Source organism: Pseudomonas sp. O230, from assembly GCF_045447035.1.
Classification (GTDB): Bacteria; Pseudomonadota; Gammaproteobacteria; order Pseudomonadales; family Pseudomonadaceae; genus Aquipseudomonas.
On the sequence record NZ_JBJGXN010000002.1, the window covers coordinates 659,376 to 677,719 of the forward strand.

Consider the following 18,344-nt stretch of genomic DNA (forward strand, 5'->3'; position numbering starts at 1 on the left):
CTGGCGCCCTTAATCGGGAGACCTGCGATGAGACCGATTCTCACGCTGCGCCAATACACTCACGACCTGATCGTCCACAGCCACGACCACGCGCAACTGGTGTTCGGGTTGTCGGGCGCGCTGGATTTCGAAGTCGACGGGCGTGGCAGTCAGGTGGTTCAGCAGAGTTTCGTCGTGGTCCCGTCCGGTTTCCATCATGCCTGTGGCAGTGCCAATGGCAGCCGCTGCCTGGTGCTGGACGTACCGAGCGATCAATGGGTGGCTCAGTCCCTTGGCGAGCACGCCGATGCCAGCCGCCGTTTGCTCGACAACGCCGGGCGCCTGCCGCTGGATGCCGGGCAAAGCCAATTGGTCAGTTGGCTGGCGGGCAGTCAGATCAGCGACCCGCTGATTGCGCAACAAGGCGCGGTGCTGTTGTTGGCCAGTCTCAACAACGCCAAAAGCGCAGGGGTGGGCGGCCGGCGTCTGCCATACGCCGCATTGAATGCGCACATCGATCAATACGCGGCCTACCCGCTGCAGGTGGCCGATCTGGCGCGGATTGCCGGTCTGTCCAGCGCTCGGCTGCATGCGCGGTTTGTCGCGGAATGCGGGCAGACGCCGATGGACTATATCCGCAGCCGTCGCTTGCACCGGGCCGTGGCCATATTGCGCGATTCGACGTTGCCCATAGGCGAAATTGCCAGTCGGGTCGGTTACAGCTCTCAAAGTGCATTTTCAGCTGCAGTGTTGCGGGAGTTCGGTGCCTCGCCCGGCAAACTGCGGCGCGAGGCTGGCGACAAATGATGCGAGTCTGGCGACAGACAGGCGTGCCGGCAGCGCTCTAGACTGCACCACTGTCGGTTGTGTTTATTAAGGATCGCAATGACTCCCCGTACCGCCCTGGGCGCACTGCATATCGGCGCATTGATGTTTGGCCTGACCGGTGTGTTCGGCAAACTGGCCGCCGCCTCCCCCGCCGTTATCGTCTTCGGTCGTGCGGCCTTTGCCGTGCTCGCCCTGGCCATTTTCGCGAAGTTCGCCAGCCACACCCGCTGGCAAAAACTCGACGCCGTGGACTGGCGCCGATTGCTGCTCAGCGGTTTGCTGCTGGCCGGGCACTGGGTGAGTTTCTTCATTGCGGTAAAGGTGGCGGGCGTGGCGATCGCGACCCTCGGTTTCGCCAGTTTCCCCGCGTTCACCGTGATCCTGGAAGGGTTGATTTTTCGCGAGCGGATTCGCGCCAATGAAATCTTGCTGGTGGTGCTGGTGAGTGTCGGGCTGGTGCTGGTCACGCCTGACTTCGATCTGGCCAGCGGCGCCACCACCGGCCTGTTATGGGCGGTAGGTTCAGGTCTGCTGTTCGCGTTGCTGTCGCTGACCAACCGCGCCAGTTCCGGACGAATTCCGCCGGTACAGGCTGCGCTGTGTCAGAACGTGGTGGTCGCGTTGTGTTTGCTGCCGGTGGCCGCACCGCAACTGAGCGAAGTACGCACCATCGACTGGCTGTGGATCGGCCTGCTCGGGGTATTCTGCACCGGTGTCGCTCACAGTCTGTTCGTCGCCAGCCTCGCGGTGATCAAGGCGCGGACCGCTGCGGTGGTGTTCGCCCTGGAGCCGGTTTACGGCATCACCATGGCTTGGCTGCTGTTCGATGAAAACCCGACGCTGCGGATGTTGATCGGCGGCGCGTTGATCATCGTCGCGATCGTGGTGTCCAGCAGACTCTCGGGCGGTTCAAGCAAGAAAGCGGTCGCTGCCGAAGCCGCGTCTCACTGAGTGCGGTCGTTGTGCCCAAGGTCGCGGCCCGGATCGATCTGATCGCGGACCCGCTGCTTGAGCACCTTGGCCTCAGGGAAACCGCCGTCAGCCTTGCGCTCCCAGATCTGCACGTCGTCACAGACAATATGAAAAACCCCACCGGTGCCGGGCACCAGCGACACCTTGCCCAAATCGTCGCCAAAGGTACTGAGCAGTTCTTGCGCCAACCAGGCCGCACGCAACAGCCATTGGCATTGTGTGCAGTAAGTGATGACGATTTCCGGTTTATGCGCGGTCATGACGGGCGAAACTCCTGAGCCAAGGGGCCGCGCCATGATAGAGCGTCAGCGGATACCGGCCAACAAAGTCCGCGCAGTCTGTTTGAGTTGCTCATCACCCTCTTTGAGCAACTCGTTGAGCAGCTCGATGGCGCTGTCGAGATCGCCTTCATCGATACAGGTCTGGGCCTGTTCGAGCTTGCCCGCGCGGGTCGGTTCCCCCGGTTCCAGGTTCAGAGGTTCAAGGTCAAGCGACTGACCGCCATCACTGAACCCCTCAAGAAAATCATCGTCCAGAGACTGTGCGTGCGGTTCAGCGATCCATTCCAGCTCGGGCTCGTCCAGGGTCGGTTCTTCGGGCATCTCCAACACATCGGGCAACTCGTGCAGGTTCGAGGTGAACGCCGGCTCCTCTGCCTTGGGCGGTCTGTCCGTGGGTTTAGTGTTTTCGAATGGACTGATCAGGTCCCAACTCGAATCCATCGACAGGTCATCCAGATTCAGCTGGAACTCATCGCCGGGCGCTTCTTCGGTTTTTACCGGTGTTGCGATAACTGTCGTCGCAGCCTCGGGCACCGCGCTGTTCAGTTTCGGATAGCGGGCACGAATTTCCTGAAGTTGCCGAGAATCGAACCCGGCGTCACGCAGGCTGTTTTCCTGAGCGTCATAGGCTGGAACATCCCCCTGCTTGCCGAGGACTTCCAGCAATTGCACGGCCAAGTCCGTGCGTTGTGGCGCCTTCTCCAAGGCATCGCGCAACAAACCCGCTGCTTCGGAAAAGCGGCCATAGGCCAGGTAGATACCCACACCTTCCAGCACATCGCCTGACGGCGTCTCGTCATGGTGGTCGAGCGCCGGATTCGACGGAGTGGGCTTCGCCACCGGCGCCACGGTTGGATTGAGCACCGGTTCCTGTCGCGGCGGTAAAACCGGGGGATCTTCGGGCAACGCCTGAACCTGCTGCCGTTGCCGACGAACAAACAGCCCCAGCAACAGTAACCCCAGCAGCGCCAGCAACCCGATAATCAGCGGCCAGTTGAAAGCCTCGGGCTCCTGCGCCACGACCGGGGCGGGCACCACTGCTTGCGGCGTGACCGACGGCGCTTGCTGGACCTCCGCCAAACGGGTTTGCAGCTCGGTGAGCTGTTTTTTCTGACCGGCGATCTGTTCGTCCTGAGCCTGCAGCTTCGCATTCAACTCATCGACGGTTTTTTGCAGTTGCTGATTTTGCAGCACGCTGGCAGCCAGCTGTTCTGCGGCAGGATCAATCACCGGTACAGCGGCCGGTGGCTCGACCTTCGGCTGGGCAATTTTCTTCGTGGCGGGTGGAGGCGCAACGGCAGGTGTAACGCTCGGGAACGGAGAGTTCGGTGAACGGGCGGCCGGTTCGTCAGCGACCGGAACAATGCCCGGAGCTCCCGGAGGATCAATCAGTACGGTGTACTCGCGCAGCACGCGCCCGTTGGGCTGATTCAGCTGCACGAGGAAATTCAGAAAGGGTTCGTCGACCGCCTTGTTGGAACTGACCCGGATCAGGCTGCGGTTGCCCCGCAGGATCGGCGTGAACTTCAGGTCATTGAGAAAAAAGACCCGCTCGATACCGGCACGGCTGAACTCGTCTGCCGTCGCCAGGCTGACGGACAGCTCGCCCTCCTCAAGGCCGGCGGCATCCACCAGGGCGATGTCGGCGCGCAACGGTTGATTGAGCGCCGAATGCAGGGTGATCTCACCCAGGCCCAATGCAGGCGCCAATGCCGAGTAGGTGACCGCCCCACCGGCCAGCAGCAGCCTGGCGCAACACCGCAATACAACGTGCCAACTCTCGAGCATGAGCATCCCTTAGATAACCAGACCAACCAGTGCGTGTTCGCACATCCGGTACGAACACGATATCGCCTTGTAGTTCTTTATAGTCTGCCCAACGGGGTATCTCAAAAAGCTGGCGCCTGCTTATGCCTCAAGATTTTTCCAGATTGGCCAGAATGTGCCCATGAACACGCATGCAGACCTTCAAATCCGCCTCATCGACGCCATCGAACAGCTCGTGGCGCAGTTGCGTGGCAATGGTTTCAATTTGTTCGATCAGAGGACGGGCCGGGGCACAGAGGACGATTTTTTTCGCCCGACGGTCTTCCAGCACTGCCTGGCGCTGAACCAGGCCCTGGCTTTCCAGGCTGTCGAGCAGCCTTGCCAGGGTCGGGCCTTCGACGCCGACGCTTTGCGCCAATTCACGTTGGGTCGGCGCCTCCTCGAAACGCGCCAGGTGCAGCAGCACCAGCCAGCGCGCCTGGGACAACCCCAGGCCGGCCAGACGACGGTCCAGTTCGGCACGCCACCCGCGCGACATCTGGGCCAGTTGCATGCCAAAGCGGTGTTGATCGGTTAACGGCATAAAACACTCATGGTTAGACTGAAATAGAGAAAAACTAATTATTAGTCAGCTAAGCATGACCCTTAGTCAGAGGCAAGGCTTGCTCTGTACTGAATCGTTACATCAATACATCCCTGTCCGGGATTTGAAACTCAGATCTCGAATTCCGACTGCAGCGCGGCTCGAACACAGTACAAAACACCTTCCGGCACGCGACCGGCGAACAGCGCAGCAATCTCCGCCACGGGCGGCAATTCACCCTCGCCGTCGAGGAACGCGTCCTGCACTTCACCCATCAAGTCTTCGGGCAGATCCAGCGCCTGCTCCAGCGACAACTGCTGCTTGCCAATGGCCTCGGCGAGCATCGTGTAAACATTCTTTTCCGAACATTGCAGCTGTCCGGCGATTTGCAGCGGTGTCATACCGGCCCGGGCGAGCGTTATCAATTCGTGGCGCACGTCGGCCACCACTTTGGGTGCCTCGACCTGGCCACCGAGGACTTCGAGGAAGGCCTCGCCGTAACGCTCCAGTTTGCGCGCACCGACGCCGCTGACCGTGGCCATTTCCGACAGCGACGTCGGCTGGCTGCGGAGCATTTCCAGCAAGGTCGAGTCGGGGAAGATGACGTACGGCGGCACCCCATGTTCCTCGGCGAGCTTGCGGCGCAAGGCGCGCAAGGCTTCCCACTGTTCGCGTTCTTCGCCGCGAACCAGTTGGCTTGCCTGGCTCTTGCTGCTTTTCGCGGTGGTTTGCGGTTTGAGGTCGCGGCGCAATTCCAGGGTCACTTCGCCCTTGAGCAGCGGCCGGCAGGTGTCACTGAGACGCAAGCCGCCATAGCCTTCAAGGTCGATGTCGGCCAGACCGCGAGCCACCAACTGCCGGAACAACGAACGCCATTCGCTCTCCCCCATCGCCTTGCCGACGCCGTAGACCGACAGATGCTGATGGCCGAAGCTGCGGACCTTTTCGTTGTCCTTGCCCAACAACACATCCACCAGGTGCCCGACGCCATAACGCTGACCGGTGCGATAAATCGCCGAGAGCGCCTGTCGCGCCGGTTCGGTAGCGTCCCAGGTCTGCACGCCATCAACGCAATTGTCACAATGGCCGCACGGCTCGGGCATGTCTTCGTCGAAGTAGGCGAGCAAAGTTTGACGACGGCAGCGGGTTTCTTCACAGAGCGAGAGCATGGCGTCGAGCTTGTGCTGCTCCAGACGCTTGTGGCGCTCGTCACCTTCGGAGTTCTGCAACATCTGCTTGAGCATCACCACGTCTTGCAGGCCGTAAGCCATCCAGGCATCCGCCGGCAGACCGTCACGGCCGCCACGACCGGTTTCCTGGTAGTAAGCCTCAAGGGATTTCGGCAAATCGAGGTGCGCGACGAAGCGCACGTTGGGCTTGTCGATGCCCATGCCGAACGCCACGGTGGCAACCATGATCAGGCCTTCCTCGTTAAGGAAGCGCTTCTGGTGATGGGCTCGTGTGTCGTTGGGCAGCCCGGCGTGATAGGGCAGCGCCGGGAACCCCTGTTCGCTGAGGAACACCGCCACTTCATCGACCTTCTTGCGCGACAGGCAATAGACGATGCCGGCATCGCTGCGCCGCTCGGCGAGGAACGCCAACAACTGCTTGCGGGGCTGCTCCTTGGGCACGATGCGGTAAAAAATATTCGGCCGGTCGAAGCTCGAGAGGAAGCGCTCGGCATTCTGCAGATGCAGGCGATCGACGATTTCTTCCCGGGTGCGTTTGTCGGCAGTCGCGGTCAGGGCGATGCGCGGGACGTTGGGGAACAGCTCTGCCAACTGGCCCAGTTGCAGGTATTCGCGGCGGAAGTCGTGGCCCCATTGGGACACGCAGTGGGCTTCGTCGATGGCGAACAACGCAATTTCAAGGCTTTGCAGGAAGGCCAGCATGCGTGGCTGGACCAGACGCTCCGGCGCGAGATAGAGCATCTTCACTTCGCCGCGTTTGATCCGCGCGGCGAGATCCCGCTGCTGCTCGGCGCTCAGGGTGGAGTTCAACGCAGCGGCAGCGACGCCCAACTCTTCGAGGGTCGCCACCTGATCGTCCATCAGCGCGATCAGCGGCGACACCACCACCGCCAGCCCTTCGCGCAACAACGCCGGCACCTGGAAGCACAGGGATTTGCCGCCACCGGTAGGCATCAGCACCAGGGCGTCGCCGCCACTGGCCACGCGCTCAATGATTGCACCCTGGCGGCCACGGAAACTGTCGTAGCCGAAGATGTCCTTGAGGACGCGTTGAGCCTGTTCGAGCATAAAAACTCCAAAAATCACCGAAACATCCCTGCAAGGCTGGTCCAGAACCACGCAGGCTGCACCGACAAATCGTAAGTGCACGTTGCATGACGCTTCACATTTCAGCCGCGACGCCAGCAGGGCATCACAAAACGCGGGAGTATACCCGAGGGCTTCCTTGCAAAGGGCGCCGCTTAGAAGAGGATCACGATGTAAAGTCCGTGGGATATTTCATGTTGCACCGCGATCAGGGGGGTTGGGGTTGGGGTTGTTTACATATCCGTTTCTGCGGTAACGGCTGCTATTGGTTTCGCCCTTACGGCGAGTTACTTGGAAAAGCGCCAAGTAACCAAACGCTCTTGCCCCACCACTCGGCACCTCGCTTGAGCTCGGTGCGCCCTCACTCCGGCATTGCTCCGCGGGTCGCCGCGATGGGCCATCCCTGGCCCAGCGCGGCTAAACCGGCATCCTTGCCGGTTTCCCCGCTGCGCAATACCTGCGTTCGGCCAGCGAGGTTTAACGGGGCGCCCAAAATCAAAACCGAGGCGGCCTTCGGGCCGACCTGCTTTCACGCTCACGCGGTCCCCTGTAGGAGTTGGCTTGCCAGCGATGGACGTCAACGATAATGCGGGCTGTCTGGATGAACGCGGTGTCTGGGCGTTTTTCGCCGGCAAGCCGGCTCCTACAGAGATCGGCGTACGCTTTTGCTTCTCACCACTCATCAGGCCGAGCGTTAGCTCGCCTTCAGCTTTTGATCTGAGCGCCCCCTCGAGAGGCCGAGTGGAGGTTCTGCGCAGTGGGCAACCCGGCATGGATGCCGGGTTAGCCGCCCCCGGCCATGGATGGCCGATGGCGGCGGGCCCACGGAGCAGGACCGGAGCGAGGGCATGCCGAGCCATGGCGAGGCACCGAACGAAAGGGGCAAGAGCGCTTGGTTACTTGGCGCTTTTCCAAGTGACTCGCCGTAAGGGCGAAACCGATAGCAGCCGTAACCGCAGGAATGGATATGTACACCCGAAAGAAAATGGTCGCAGGATAAACCGCCATCGCCAGCAAGCCGGCTCCTACAGGAAATGCACTGTTCCGGAAGGTCGCAGGGGGGCAAATATCCCGCGCGGCTGGCCTGAGTGCTCAAGAAGGCCTAGAATTCCCGCATCTGTTAATTCCCAAGGTAGCCCTTTAATGTCCTTCGCTGAGCAACTAACCCGCCTGCAAGTCTTCCTCGACGCCGATGAACTGCATGACGAGGCGCTGGACTACGTGGCAGCCCACGGCTACCTCACCGCGCTGTCGATCTGTTCCGAAAGCGTTCCCGACCGTGAGTGGATCGACGCCCTCTTCGCCGAAGAGCCGCATTACGCCGACGACACCGAGCGTGAAGCCATCGAATCCACCCTGCTGGCCCTCAAGGCTCACATTGCTCGCCAACTGGCGTCCGATGAAGAATTCGAGCTGCCGTGCGAACTGGACCTCGGCGACGACCCGGACGATTCCGACCTGCGTGGCTGGTGCATCGGCTTCATGGAAGGCGTGTTCCTGCGCGAAGCGGCCTGGTTCGAAACGGCCGAAGATGAAGTCAGCGAAATGCTGCTGCCGATCATGGTCGGTTCGGGTCTGTTCGACGAACAGCCAGAGTTCTCCGACATCGCGGCCGACGCCAACCTGATGGACGACATGATCGTCCAGATCCCGGAAGCCCTGACTGCGCTGTACCTGCTGTGCAACGCGCCAGACGAAAAACCGGCAATCCTCAAGCCACGTCACCACTAAGGTTTTGCCTATGGACAACCCCATAGGCAACCGCTCCCTGATGTTGCGCTACGTACTGCTGGCCATCGGCTGGCTGAGCGTGGCGCTGGGGGTGATCGGGATTTTCCTGCCAGTATTGCCCACCACGCCTTTCCTGCTGCTGGCGGCCGCCTGCTTCGCCCGTAGTTCACCACGCTTTTACAACTGGCTGGTGGAGCACCCACGGCTGGGTCCGTGGATTCGCGACTACCTCGACGGCAACGGTATTCCGCTCAAGGGCAAGGTGTATGCCATTGGCCTGATGTGGGTGAGTATTCTGTTTTCGTGCTATCTGGTGCCCCTGCCGTGGGCACGCGGTTTTATGCTGACCAGCGCAACGCTGGTGACGGTATACATTCTTCGGCAGAAAACGCTGCGCAACCCCTGAACACCTCCCTCCTCCTGAGTCGTTAGCTCATCCAGACCGTGGTGCCCTCCTTAGTTGAAGAATCAAACGGCGACGTTGCTCCACTCGTCGGGAATACCGTAAAACCTGTTAGTTATGACAGTAGTCAACCCGACACTTCCCTCTTTAAATCACTCCGTCATCCCCCTCTTCAACGACTGGAGTCGTCGCCATGACCGCCACCCCCCCGCTCCCCGGAAAAACCGCTACTGTGACTATCACTGAGATCCGTGATGAACGTAATAATCTCGTTGGGGAAAACGTAACCACCGAAAGTTTGACCCTGACCGTCAGGGGCACCGCGGCACCGAACACCGCACTCTGGTTGCGCGATAGGGTCAGTCAATTTACTGATGTAACAAGCGGTCCTGGCGGAGTTTGGACCAAAACGTTCACGCTGACGCAATTCAAATGCGTCGTCCTTTCCGCTATAGAAAAAAATCTACCCTATGATTTTTCCAGTGCCAGGAGATTCACCACAATAACCACGACACCCATCACTAACACCGTTACAGGTGATGGGAAACCCATTGAAAACGGTGGGAGCTACGATGGCGCCTCCGCCGAATTCATCGGCAATGCTCCTCCGCGCGCAACGCTCAAGGTAATTGATGGCACCACTGAGTTAAGTGAAACGGCGACGGTAGATGCCTGCGGTCTCTTTAAATTCACCTTGAGCGGGCTGGAAGAAAAGAAATACGAGATTAAGTTCCAGGCTCCTGATGGAAAAGAGTCCCAGGCCTTCACCTTTACAAAGGGAAAAGTTGTCCAGCTGAGCATTGATGACGTGCTCACTGACGAAAACATCAGCGTGCCTGAGGGCGCGAGCACCCTCGAGAAAAACCTGACCATCAAAGGTAAAGCCAATACGAACGAAGGCATCAGGATAGTGGGCGGCGTTCCAACACCAGTCACGACGAAGGCCAATGAACACGGCGACTGGGAATACGCTTTCAAAGGCTTATCCAACCGCCCTTACAGTGTTACCGCATCATCGATCGATAACCCGTCTAATACCTCGCCCCCTCGGACATTTAGTGTAAGAGCCGCTATCCAGATCACCCTCGTCAACATCACCGACGCTGACGGCGAGGTCATTACAGAGGGCAGCACCACATCCACCAATGTCTTGTTCGTCAACGGCAAAGGCGAGAAAGGCAAAAAGTTCCAGGTACTGGACGATGGCACCGCATTGGGTGAAGGCGACGTGAAAGAAACGGGAGACTACCGATATCAGATAGGTCCTCTGTCCGCCAAGTCCTATAACCTTGTCACCAAGGCCCTCTATGCTGAAGGTGGTGAATCCGCCCCATATGAATTCACGGTAGCGACAATAGAGGAACCGGAGATCACTTCCATCTATGGCGCAGGTAATGAAGTCATCGAAGACGGGGGCAAAACCACGAGTAGTTACTTAGTCATCAGAGGTACAGCCGCCGAGAATGCGGAGGTCCAGCTAAATGGCACCGCCACCAACCCGCCGCCTAAAGATCAGTCCAATGACAAGGGTGTATGTGTCTTCCTCATCTCCGGGTTGAGACCCGCGGTCTATCGATTCACCCTGCAGGGATTGTATGGGTCAAACCCCAGCTCCAAATCCTGGACGATTTCAGTTCTACCCGCGTGAGCCATCGACAATGACGAGCACTGTAATTGCGTGAATCAGGGGAGATGTTCAGCGACATAAAAAAACCGCATTCCAGCGGTTTTTTTATGAGCAGCCATCAGAACCTGTAGCTCAAGCCTACGCTCACAGCGAAAGGCGCCTCAAAGTTTTTACCCTTGGCATAATCGAACCCCGCATCCAGGCGAATGTTTTCCGAAAACGAAACAGCTACCCCGGCACCGCCCTCAAAACCGGAACCCGACAAATCGGTATCAAGATCGTTACCGTTGACCTGCACATCGTCGTTGTTAGCGAACTCATGAAGCAACGCCACATGAACGTACGGCTGCACAACTGTATCGTTGCCAACACTGAATTGACGACCCGTCGCGACGCCCAACTTGCCGCGCAACGAGCGCGTATTCTCGCCATCCACTTCCATTTCATTGTCGAAATCGTACTTCGCGCCTTCTATAACAGCCGTCGATACCTGCGCAAACGGTTTGATAAAGGAGTTATTACTCAGCTTGATGTCCTGGCCGACCTCCACAAAGGCGCTCACCCCTGAGTTGTTGTAATCGCCTTCGGCACGGGTGCTGTCGCTCATGCTGACTTTGGATTCATTTCGAAAACGGTTGAACTTGAGTACGCCGTTGACATAAACGCCGTTGTCCGGGTTTTGCCAGTTGAAGTAAGGGCCTGCGAAAACGCTGTCGACCGTCGCGGAGGTGCCGCCATTGAGATCCATATCGGCATGGCTGTAACCCGCCATTACACCGACGCGCCACGGACTATCGCCCAGCCGGTTATCAATACCCAGGGAAAGGCCCTGCTGACGCTGTTGATATCCGACCCCTGAAACATTGTCGACGTTGTATTTGTTGCTGAACGGCCTGATCCAGAAGCCCTGCAGATTGGCGTCCGTTTGCAATTCATCCATGCGCTTTTCCAGCACTGTCAGCTCGCCATAGACGATGGTAGGTGCCGTTTTAAACAATGCCACCACCGATTGAGCACCGGGGCTGATAGTTCTGGAGTTGGGGTCCAGATACCAATCGGTGCCACCCGTGGCATTGGTGGAACTGGCCAGCGAATAAGACCAGGCACCATCGTCCACTCGACCACCCACCAGCGAGAAGGTTGCGCTGCCGGAGTCCATGTGCACCAGCGTCAATTGTTGCGGCGACACGGTGTCCTTCCCGGAGGCGCTGACTGCTAGACCGAATTGGCCATTGGCCGCGCCGTTAATGTTCAGTAAGTCCCGTTCGCCCGTGGCGAAATTAACCTTCATGACGAACGTGCCGTTGCCGTTGAGGCTGCCCAAGTTCAGTTGATAATAAGTACCCGGCGCACTGGCGGTGCCGAAACGCACTATGCCATCCGCCATGTTCAATGCGTCGACGGTGTCGTTACCAGTCATGGTCCATTCCGACTGGTTGATTGACAGATTGCTGACCCCGTCGAGACGCCCGATAAAGCGTGATTGGTTTCGCAAGTCGAGATTGCCGGTGGAACCGCTTCCGATATTGAAGACGCCAGTCCATTGAGCGCCATCAAGCGTGAGATTGGCGATACTGTTGCCGTCAACCTCCACATTGCCTTCCAGGATACTGCTGCCGACCAGCATGTTCGCTGTCGAGGCACCTTGCACCTTTAGCAGATTGCCGTCGGCGGCAATCAACCTGGAGCCGTTCAATACCTGAATACTGGCGTCGACACCCTGATCGACCAGAATCGCCGGGCCTCGGAGGCCTTCAGCGCTGGAGTTATCCAGTACCAGCGACGGGTTAGCGCCAAGCGGGTCGTCGTCCATCAATACGCCCGAAGCATCACCGCTGATGCGAGTATCGGCTGTTGCACGTACCGCCCCCCCGGAGATGATCAGGCCGGAGCTGCCTGCGTTTGTTCCTGTCAGTACGCTGTCGATGAGTTCGAGTGTGCTGAATGCCGTCACAGCAGCGCCGGCGTTACCGCCTGTGAACTCACTGTTGGCAGCGGTAACCGTCGAGCCCTGATTGGATGCGGGTGGTCGGTTAACCATTAACGCATAGGTGTCACTGGAGACTATTGCACGGGCAATAGTCGCCTGGCTGCTGTTGATCGTTAAACCCGAATTCCCCGGATTGCCAACAATGGTGGCGCCATTGATGTTCAGGGTAGAGCCCGACTGGACCTGGACACTTTGGGTTGTCGCTTGCGTCATGTTCAGCACACTGTTGTTACGCACTACGTAATCGATAGATGCATCATTTGAATCGATATCCAGTGTGGCGCCGTTATCAACAATGACCGCTGCCAAAGCGGAGGAACTCATCAATAAAAATGCCGGCATAAGTGCCAACATGACAATGGCATCTGTAGTGGTCAGTGAACGTGTCTTTGGTTTGTCAGTCGTCAAGGCTTCATGTCCTGTTCATCGTTACCTCCTTGTCGGTCAACGACAAAGGGAGGACTGTGAGGGGGGCGGACAATAGCGTTTACCCCTACATATGGATGTAGGATTAATCTCTGTTCAGCTGAGTGAAAAAACCCTGACGCCTGCCAATCCGCCCCCCCCCAAAAAGGGCACTATGAAAAAAAGGAGGCGAATAAACGCCTCCATTTGTCGATCAGGGAATATTGCAGAAAGCTCCCCCGGGGCGCTCCATACCTACCCGGAACAAACGTGGTTCAGATGGCGTCGCATAACCGTCCTGTTTGGTAGCAGTGGTGATTTCACACCAACCGTTCTTGATTTTCTCAAAGACGTGATAAGTAAAAAACGCGCTCTTAGCGCTTCCGCTAGCGTCTAACGTTATCTCTACCGTATCTAATGCGTCATGAATGATCAGGCCGGGCACATTTTTGCCGGTGGGATCTTGCGTATTTGCAAATCCCTGGACGTGGAACTTAACAATCGAATTCGCGAATTGACTACCTCCAGCAAACGTAGCCTCAACCGCCATCGTGCCCAAATCACCATTATGTTTTAAGGATCCGCAGTACAACTCTGGACCATCGCCAGCGTCACCGGTAATTGCGAAGTCGGCCTGCGGCATAGAGGCAGGATTGATATAAGCTTCTACATACTGGACATTTGAGCGAATGACCGTGGCGTTCAAGTCATGACTCAAAAAGTACTCAACCCGTATCTGCTTATTGTTACCTCCACCCTTAATATAATCGGACGGGATATCAAACCACATAACAGTGTCATCATCGTGGCTATCGGTCACCGTAAAGACACCTCCTTCTGCCTCTTCGATTTCGACGCCGTGAAAGACCAAATGTACTTGCTCACCTGCTTTATGGTCTTTATGTATTTTAACGAACGCCTTCGCCCCAGCTTTTGCATCTGCCGCGATGAGGTAGTTATACCGCGACTTATCCACACCTTGGACCGTGATCAGCCCCAATCTCGAATCAGGCGTGCCTGGTAATCCCGGATTGTCGGGATCAGGTTGTTCACCCGGTGTCCTCGGGTCAATCGTCAATTTTTTGGAATGTGCCACTGTAGGATATAACTTGTCTCCACGTCTGATTTGCCAACGAAAATCAGCCTCTCTCTCATCGTTGACACCATTGTGCAAATATTTATAGGTGAACGAATGGGTGTATGAACCGCTTGAAAGATTCAGCTCCTGTACCGGGGTCTGACCATCTACGGATAACCGCCACTTATCGTCAGTTTTGAAATTGAGATAGCTGAGAACTGTCGCCGTAGGCGCTCGTAGATCCTCAAATAAGAGAACACCATCATCATCATGCAGATCGACCGTCGCCGCCTCGCTCCGGGGAGCAGGAAAGAGTGACACATCAAGTACCAGCAACGGAGAGGTTTGACTTACGTTGCCTTTACGATCAGTGGCCACCGCATAAACATCAACCTTCCCTTCTTCGATCCCGACCAACGCCTTGGTAAGTTTCTCGGTGCTCAATGGAACAGTAAGAGTGGTACGCACTATGGTGTCAATCAGCGTAGCGCTTGCTGTCGGCTGACCCGCCTCTTTAATAAAATATTTAATGGTGTCGCCAATTTTTGCGCCGGTATAGGTACTGGCCAAACTCAACGGTACGAAATTGGAACCATCAAAAAATTCAGCGGTAATACCCCCACTTTTAATTGCCTCGGGAACGATGACTTCCGCCGAAAGTACAGGGGGGGTATTGTCGACCCTAACGGCTAACACCAGCGAATCATCTTCATTCAAGCGATACTTGACGCGGATTTGCACTTTGTGTTCACCCGCAGTGTTTGTATGACCTGCCGGTATCGTTAATGTCTGATTGAAAAATTCATCCTTCAGCGGCGTTTTCTCCGTCAAAATGTTGCCTACCGGGGAGCCGTTAAACAGTGCCTGAACTGTGATGGTTGAATCATCCGGATAATCTGCCGTTGGAAATCTTGCAAACGACAGAGCCATTGCCAGACCACGATCCCTGGAATGCAGCTGATTACCCAGGTCGTCCGCCGTCGCCGGCAGCAATACAATTGTTTTTAATGTCGGAGCTTCGATGTCAGCCTGGGCAAAACGACGCTTTTTCCTGTAGCTCTGCGATCTCTGTTCTTTTGCGGCTGGCTTTTCAAGGATGGTCATTTCACAGCTCCTTTCCGTCATCGGGCGTTCTGCCCATTTAGCGATTCAATGCCCGATCCACAGTGACCCGGCGCCTGTTCGAGAACCTGATTGACATTTTTCACAGCGTTGAATCGAGAGCGCGATACAACAGTGACTCCACGCGTGGTTGGACTAACCGATAACTTGATTTAAAGGCAGGGGCAGGTCGCTGGCTACTGTCAGAAATTACAGGTTTTGCTACCGCTGGTCGGACACTTCGATAAATCGCACACAACAAAAAACCCGCCATCCTTGACACAGGGATGGCGGGTTTAGTGTTTAAGGTTTCAGGTCACACGGTATCCACCTTCAACGAATGGTCATTCAACATCCCGTTGATAATGGTCGCCGTATCCGCCCCGCCGGCAATCACCCCACCAGCCCCTGGCGTGACCCCGTAATGGCTGGCCAGGTTCACACCCGCAAGGTCGATGGTCTGGTTCGGCGCGGCGCCAGCCATGCCGCTGACGTCGATGCTGGTGACCAGCGAATCGCCGCTGCCGGTGACTTTGAAGTGCAGGTAGTCATCCAGCGACGCGGCGCTGCCGTTCTCGCCTTGCAGCAGTTGTGACAGGTCGAGTTTGTCGGCGCCCGGCGTGAAGTCGGTGACCACGTCGTGGCCGCTGTTGCCTTTTAGCCATTGGAAGGTGTCAGCGCCTGCGCCACCGGTGAGTGTGTTGTTGCCCAGGCCACCGATGAGAAAGTCATCGCCACCGCCGCCATTGAGCACGTCATTGCCGAGGCCGCCGGTGATGATGTTGTTGTGGCTGTCGCCGGTGAGCTTGTCGTCGTAGTCAGAGCCGGTAAGGTTTTCGATTGCGCTCAGGGTATCGGTGCCGGCGCCGAGAGTGTTTTGCGCGCCGAGCAAGCTCAGATCCACCTTGACCCCGGCGGTCGCGTGGGCGTAGCTCGCGGTGTCGTTGCCGCTGCCGCCGTCGAGCAGGTCGTCGCCCGCGCCGCTGTAGAGCAAGTCATTGCCGGCCCCCCCGTGCAGTTCGTTATTGCCTGCACCGGCGGTGAGCACATCGTTGCCGTCACCCGCGTTGATCACGTTGTTGCCGGTGCCTGCCACCAGCACGTCATCGCCCGTCGTACCGGTGAGGGTGTGGCCGTCTTGATAGCTGATGGTCACCGCCGCGTTGTCGCTGCCGCCATGGTGGTCGTTGGCGGTGTAGGTGCCGTGGTAATCCGGGGCGATATCATGCGCGCCGGAGTAATCGACGGTCAGGGTCAGTTTGTAGTTTTCCGCGCCCTTCCCGCTGTTGCCCGACCCACCGTTGTCGATGTTGGTGATGTGGATCTGGTAGCTGCCATTGGCCGCCGCGGTAATGGTCTGGCCATCGCCGATGGCAATGAACGCGCCACCGTTGACCGAGTACTCCATGACGACGTGACCGGCCGCCAGGTCGTGATCGAGGTTGAGGGTTTCACCCTGTTTGAGGGTGACGGTGATGCGATCTTCGTCATTGGTGCTGTTGTTTTTGACCTCGCCCAACGCTCCGCTGACCACCAGCACCGCGGTCATGGCCGCCGTGTTGGCGACGAAGGCGCTGCGGGCGATGCTCACCGATTGAGCGTTGCTGCCGTTGAAACTGTAGTTCTGGTTGCTGCCGGTAAAGTCCGCGCCTTTGGCAATCCAGCCGGTAGTGAAGGTCGTTGGCGAGGCTGTGAGCGGATCGCCGTTGGGGTCGGTGTCGTTGGCCAGCAACAACTCGCCTGGCACGCTGATATTGCCCGACAGCACGTTGGTGATGACGTGGTCATCGACCGCCACTGGTGGCGCGTTTGGAACCACCTTGACCACCAGGGTCGAACTGGCCAGGTCACCGTCGTTGTCGCTGACGGTGTAGCCGATGTTTTCGCTGATCACCACCGAGGTGGCTTTTTGCGAGGTGTAGGTGTATTCGCCAGTGTCGAGATTCACCACCAGGGTGCCTTTGCCGTCGGTGGCGATACTCAGGGTGTTGTTGGCCGTGTTGAAGGTGCCGTGGTTGGCGCCGCCGCTGAAGTTCAGCGAACCCTGGTTGCTGTTGCCTTTAGGGTCATAGGTGTACGTGGTGCCGTCGACCGTGATGGCTTTGACGAAACCGCCATCGGCGCCGAATGTGCCGCCCTCGCCCAGCAGCGAACCGGTGACCGGCGCACCGACCACGGTCCCCGACAGTACCGAGTTGAGCTGGTTCAGATCGTTGACGATGGCGGCGTTGGTGTTGGTGCCATGTCCGGTGCCGGCGCTGCCGTCATAGGCGAGCGGATCGAGGTTGGAATTGCTGACTCCATTACCCAGGCCGATCGCGTAGTTCTTGATGTGATTCTCTTCGAGGAACGCTTTCCAGTTCGCCTCATCCGTTTTGCCAATGTCCCCTTCGTTGGGTTTGCCATCAGAGAAGAAGTAGCCGACGTTCTGCGCACCGGTCAGTTTGCCGTTGGTGTCGAATGCCGTTTGCGCCACCGCCACCGCCGCGTCGTAGTTGGTATTGCCACCCGCTGTCAGTCCGGAGATGACCGACTTGGCCGTTGCTACATCGACCCAGACCGAGGTCTTGTCAGTGGCACCGCTGCTGAAGGTAACGATCTGCACTTTGACATCGCCGAGGTCGTCGTACTTGTTGAGCAAGGCGCTGATTGCCTGCTTGGCCAGTTCCAGTCGCGACAACCCATCCACTCCGGAACCGTCTTTCATGCTGCCGGACACGTCGATCACCAACAGCAGGTTGGTGTCGATTTCTGCGGCGACCACCGAACGTTCCGAGGCGACCGCTTTGGGCACGTCATCGACGATGTTGACTTTGATCGTGCTGAGACTGGAATTGCCCAGGGCGTCGGTGGCTTTGTAGGTGAAGCTTTCGCTCAAGGTATTCGCGCCGTTGTTCGCGTTCGGGGTGGTGCTGGCCGGCGAGGTCAGAGTGTAGGTGTACGTGCCGTTGGGGTTGAGCAGGATCTGGCCATACGTCCCGTGATCGCTGCCGATCAGGGTGTAGGTGACTGCGCCGGTGGCACCGGTGACCGAGCCGACCAAGGTGCCACTGGCGGTTTCGCCGGTGTGGCTTGGCTCGCTGCCGGTGACGGTGCCCGGCGCCAGGTCCTGGCCGTCCTTGCTCAGGTCCAACGCTTTCTCGTAGACGGTGACGTCGTTGTCGGTGGCTGCCGTGATGCAGCTGTTGTGCACGTCGATGGTGATGGTCGTGGTGCTTTGATCGCCGTCGTTATCGCGCAGGGTGTAGGTGAAGGTGTCAGTCGCGCCCGGGCCGTTCACGCCGTTCGGGTAGCTGTGGTATTCGGCGTTGCCTTGGGCATCC

General features: G+C 58.0%; 12 protein-coding genes. 5 read left to right on the forward strand and 7 right to left on the reverse strand.

Going from position 1 to position 18,344, the window contains the following annotated elements:
* Nucleotides 1-27 precede the first annotated feature (27 nt).
* Nucleotides 28-786, forward strand: a complete 759-nt coding sequence (locus ACI77H_RS06405; RefSeq protein WP_407011009.1) for an AraC family transcriptional regulator — start codon at nt 28-30, stop codon at nt 784-786.
* A gap of 78 nt (nt 787-864) precedes the next feature.
* Nucleotides 865-1,758, forward strand: a complete 894-nt coding sequence (locus tag ACI77H_RS06410) for a DMT family transporter (RefSeq protein ID WP_407011011.1) — start codon at nt 865-867, stop codon at nt 1,756-1,758.
* Here ACI77H_RS06410 and ACI77H_RS06415 read toward each other — a convergent pair.
* The 4 genes from ACI77H_RS06415 to recQ all read right to left on the reverse strand — a co-directional run bounded on the left by ACI77H_RS06415 (nt 1,752) and on the right by recQ (nt 6,668).
* Nucleotides 1,752-2,039 (reverse strand): SelT/SelW/SelH family protein, encoded by a 288-nt coding sequence (locus ACI77H_RS06415; RefSeq protein ID WP_407011012.1) that lies wholly within the window; start codon nt 2,037-2,039, stop codon nt 1,752-1,754. The two genes, ACI77H_RS06410 and ACI77H_RS06415, sit on opposite strands and share 7 nt — an antisense overlap.
* 45 nt (nt 2,040-2,084) lie before the next feature.
* Complete coding sequence (locus tag ACI77H_RS06420; protein ID WP_407011014.1) at nt 2,085-3,848, reverse strand: FimV/HubP family polar landmark protein; 1,764 nt, start codon at nt 3,846-3,848, stop codon at nt 2,085-2,087.
* A gap of 127 nt (nt 3,849-3,975) precedes the next feature.
* Nucleotides 3,976-4,410: a MarR family transcriptional regulator gene (locus ACI77H_RS06425; RefSeq protein ID WP_407011017.1), complete on the reverse strand. Its 435-nt coding sequence runs from the start codon at nt 4,408-4,410 to the stop codon at nt 3,976-3,978.
* 131 nt (nt 4,411-4,541) lie between these two features.
* The gene (gene recQ, locus ACI77H_RS06430; RefSeq protein ID WP_407011019.1) at nt 4,542-6,668 is read right to left on the reverse strand and encodes a DNA helicase RecQ; all 2,127 of its coding nucleotides are present in this window, start codon (nt 6,666-6,668) and stop codon (nt 4,542-4,544) included.
* A gap of 1,161 nt (nt 6,669-7,829) precedes the next feature.
* On the opposite strand from recQ, the gene ACI77H_RS06435 reads away from it, so the two are divergent.
* From ACI77H_RS06435 to ACI77H_RS06445, 3 genes are all read left to right on the forward strand, one after another.
* Complete coding sequence (locus ACI77H_RS06435) at nt 7,830-8,417, forward strand: YecA family protein (RefSeq protein ID WP_008035840.1); 588 nt, start codon at nt 7,830-7,832, stop codon at nt 8,415-8,417.
* A 10-nt stretch (nt 8,418-8,427) separates the two neighbouring features.
* A complete protein-coding gene (locus tag ACI77H_RS06440) occupies nt 8,428-8,823 on the forward strand; it encodes a YbaN family protein (protein ID WP_407011020.1) in 396 nt (131 codons plus the stop codon).
* A gap of 190 nt (nt 8,824-9,013) precedes the next feature.
* Entirely contained in the window at nt 9,014-10,468 is a 1,455-nt protein-coding gene (locus tag ACI77H_RS06445) for a hypothetical protein (RefSeq protein ID WP_407011022.1), read from the forward strand.
* A gap of 97 nt (nt 10,469-10,565) precedes the next feature.
* Here the strand turns inward: ACI77H_RS06445 and ACI77H_RS06450 are convergent, their stop codons facing one another.
* The 3 genes from ACI77H_RS06450 to ACI77H_RS06460 form a co-directional block, all read right to left on the reverse strand.
* Nucleotides 10,566-12,845 carry an autotransporter outer membrane beta-barrel domain-containing protein gene (locus ACI77H_RS06450; RefSeq protein ID WP_407011023.1) on the reverse strand — a complete coding sequence of 760 codons (2,280 nt, stop codon included), beginning with the start codon at nt 12,843-12,845 and terminating at the stop codon, nt 10,566-10,568.
* Between the two features lie 211 nt (nt 12,846-13,056).
* Nucleotides 13,057-15,024 (reverse strand): hypothetical protein, encoded by a 1,968-nt coding sequence (locus ACI77H_RS06455; protein ID WP_407011024.1) that lies wholly within the window; start codon nt 15,022-15,024, stop codon nt 13,057-13,059.
* A 313-nt stretch (nt 15,025-15,337) separates the two neighbouring features.
* On the reverse strand, nt 15,338-18,344 hold a 3,007-nt coding region (locus ACI77H_RS06460; RefSeq protein ID WP_407011026.1), incomplete at its 5' end, for a type I secretion C-terminal target domain-containing protein.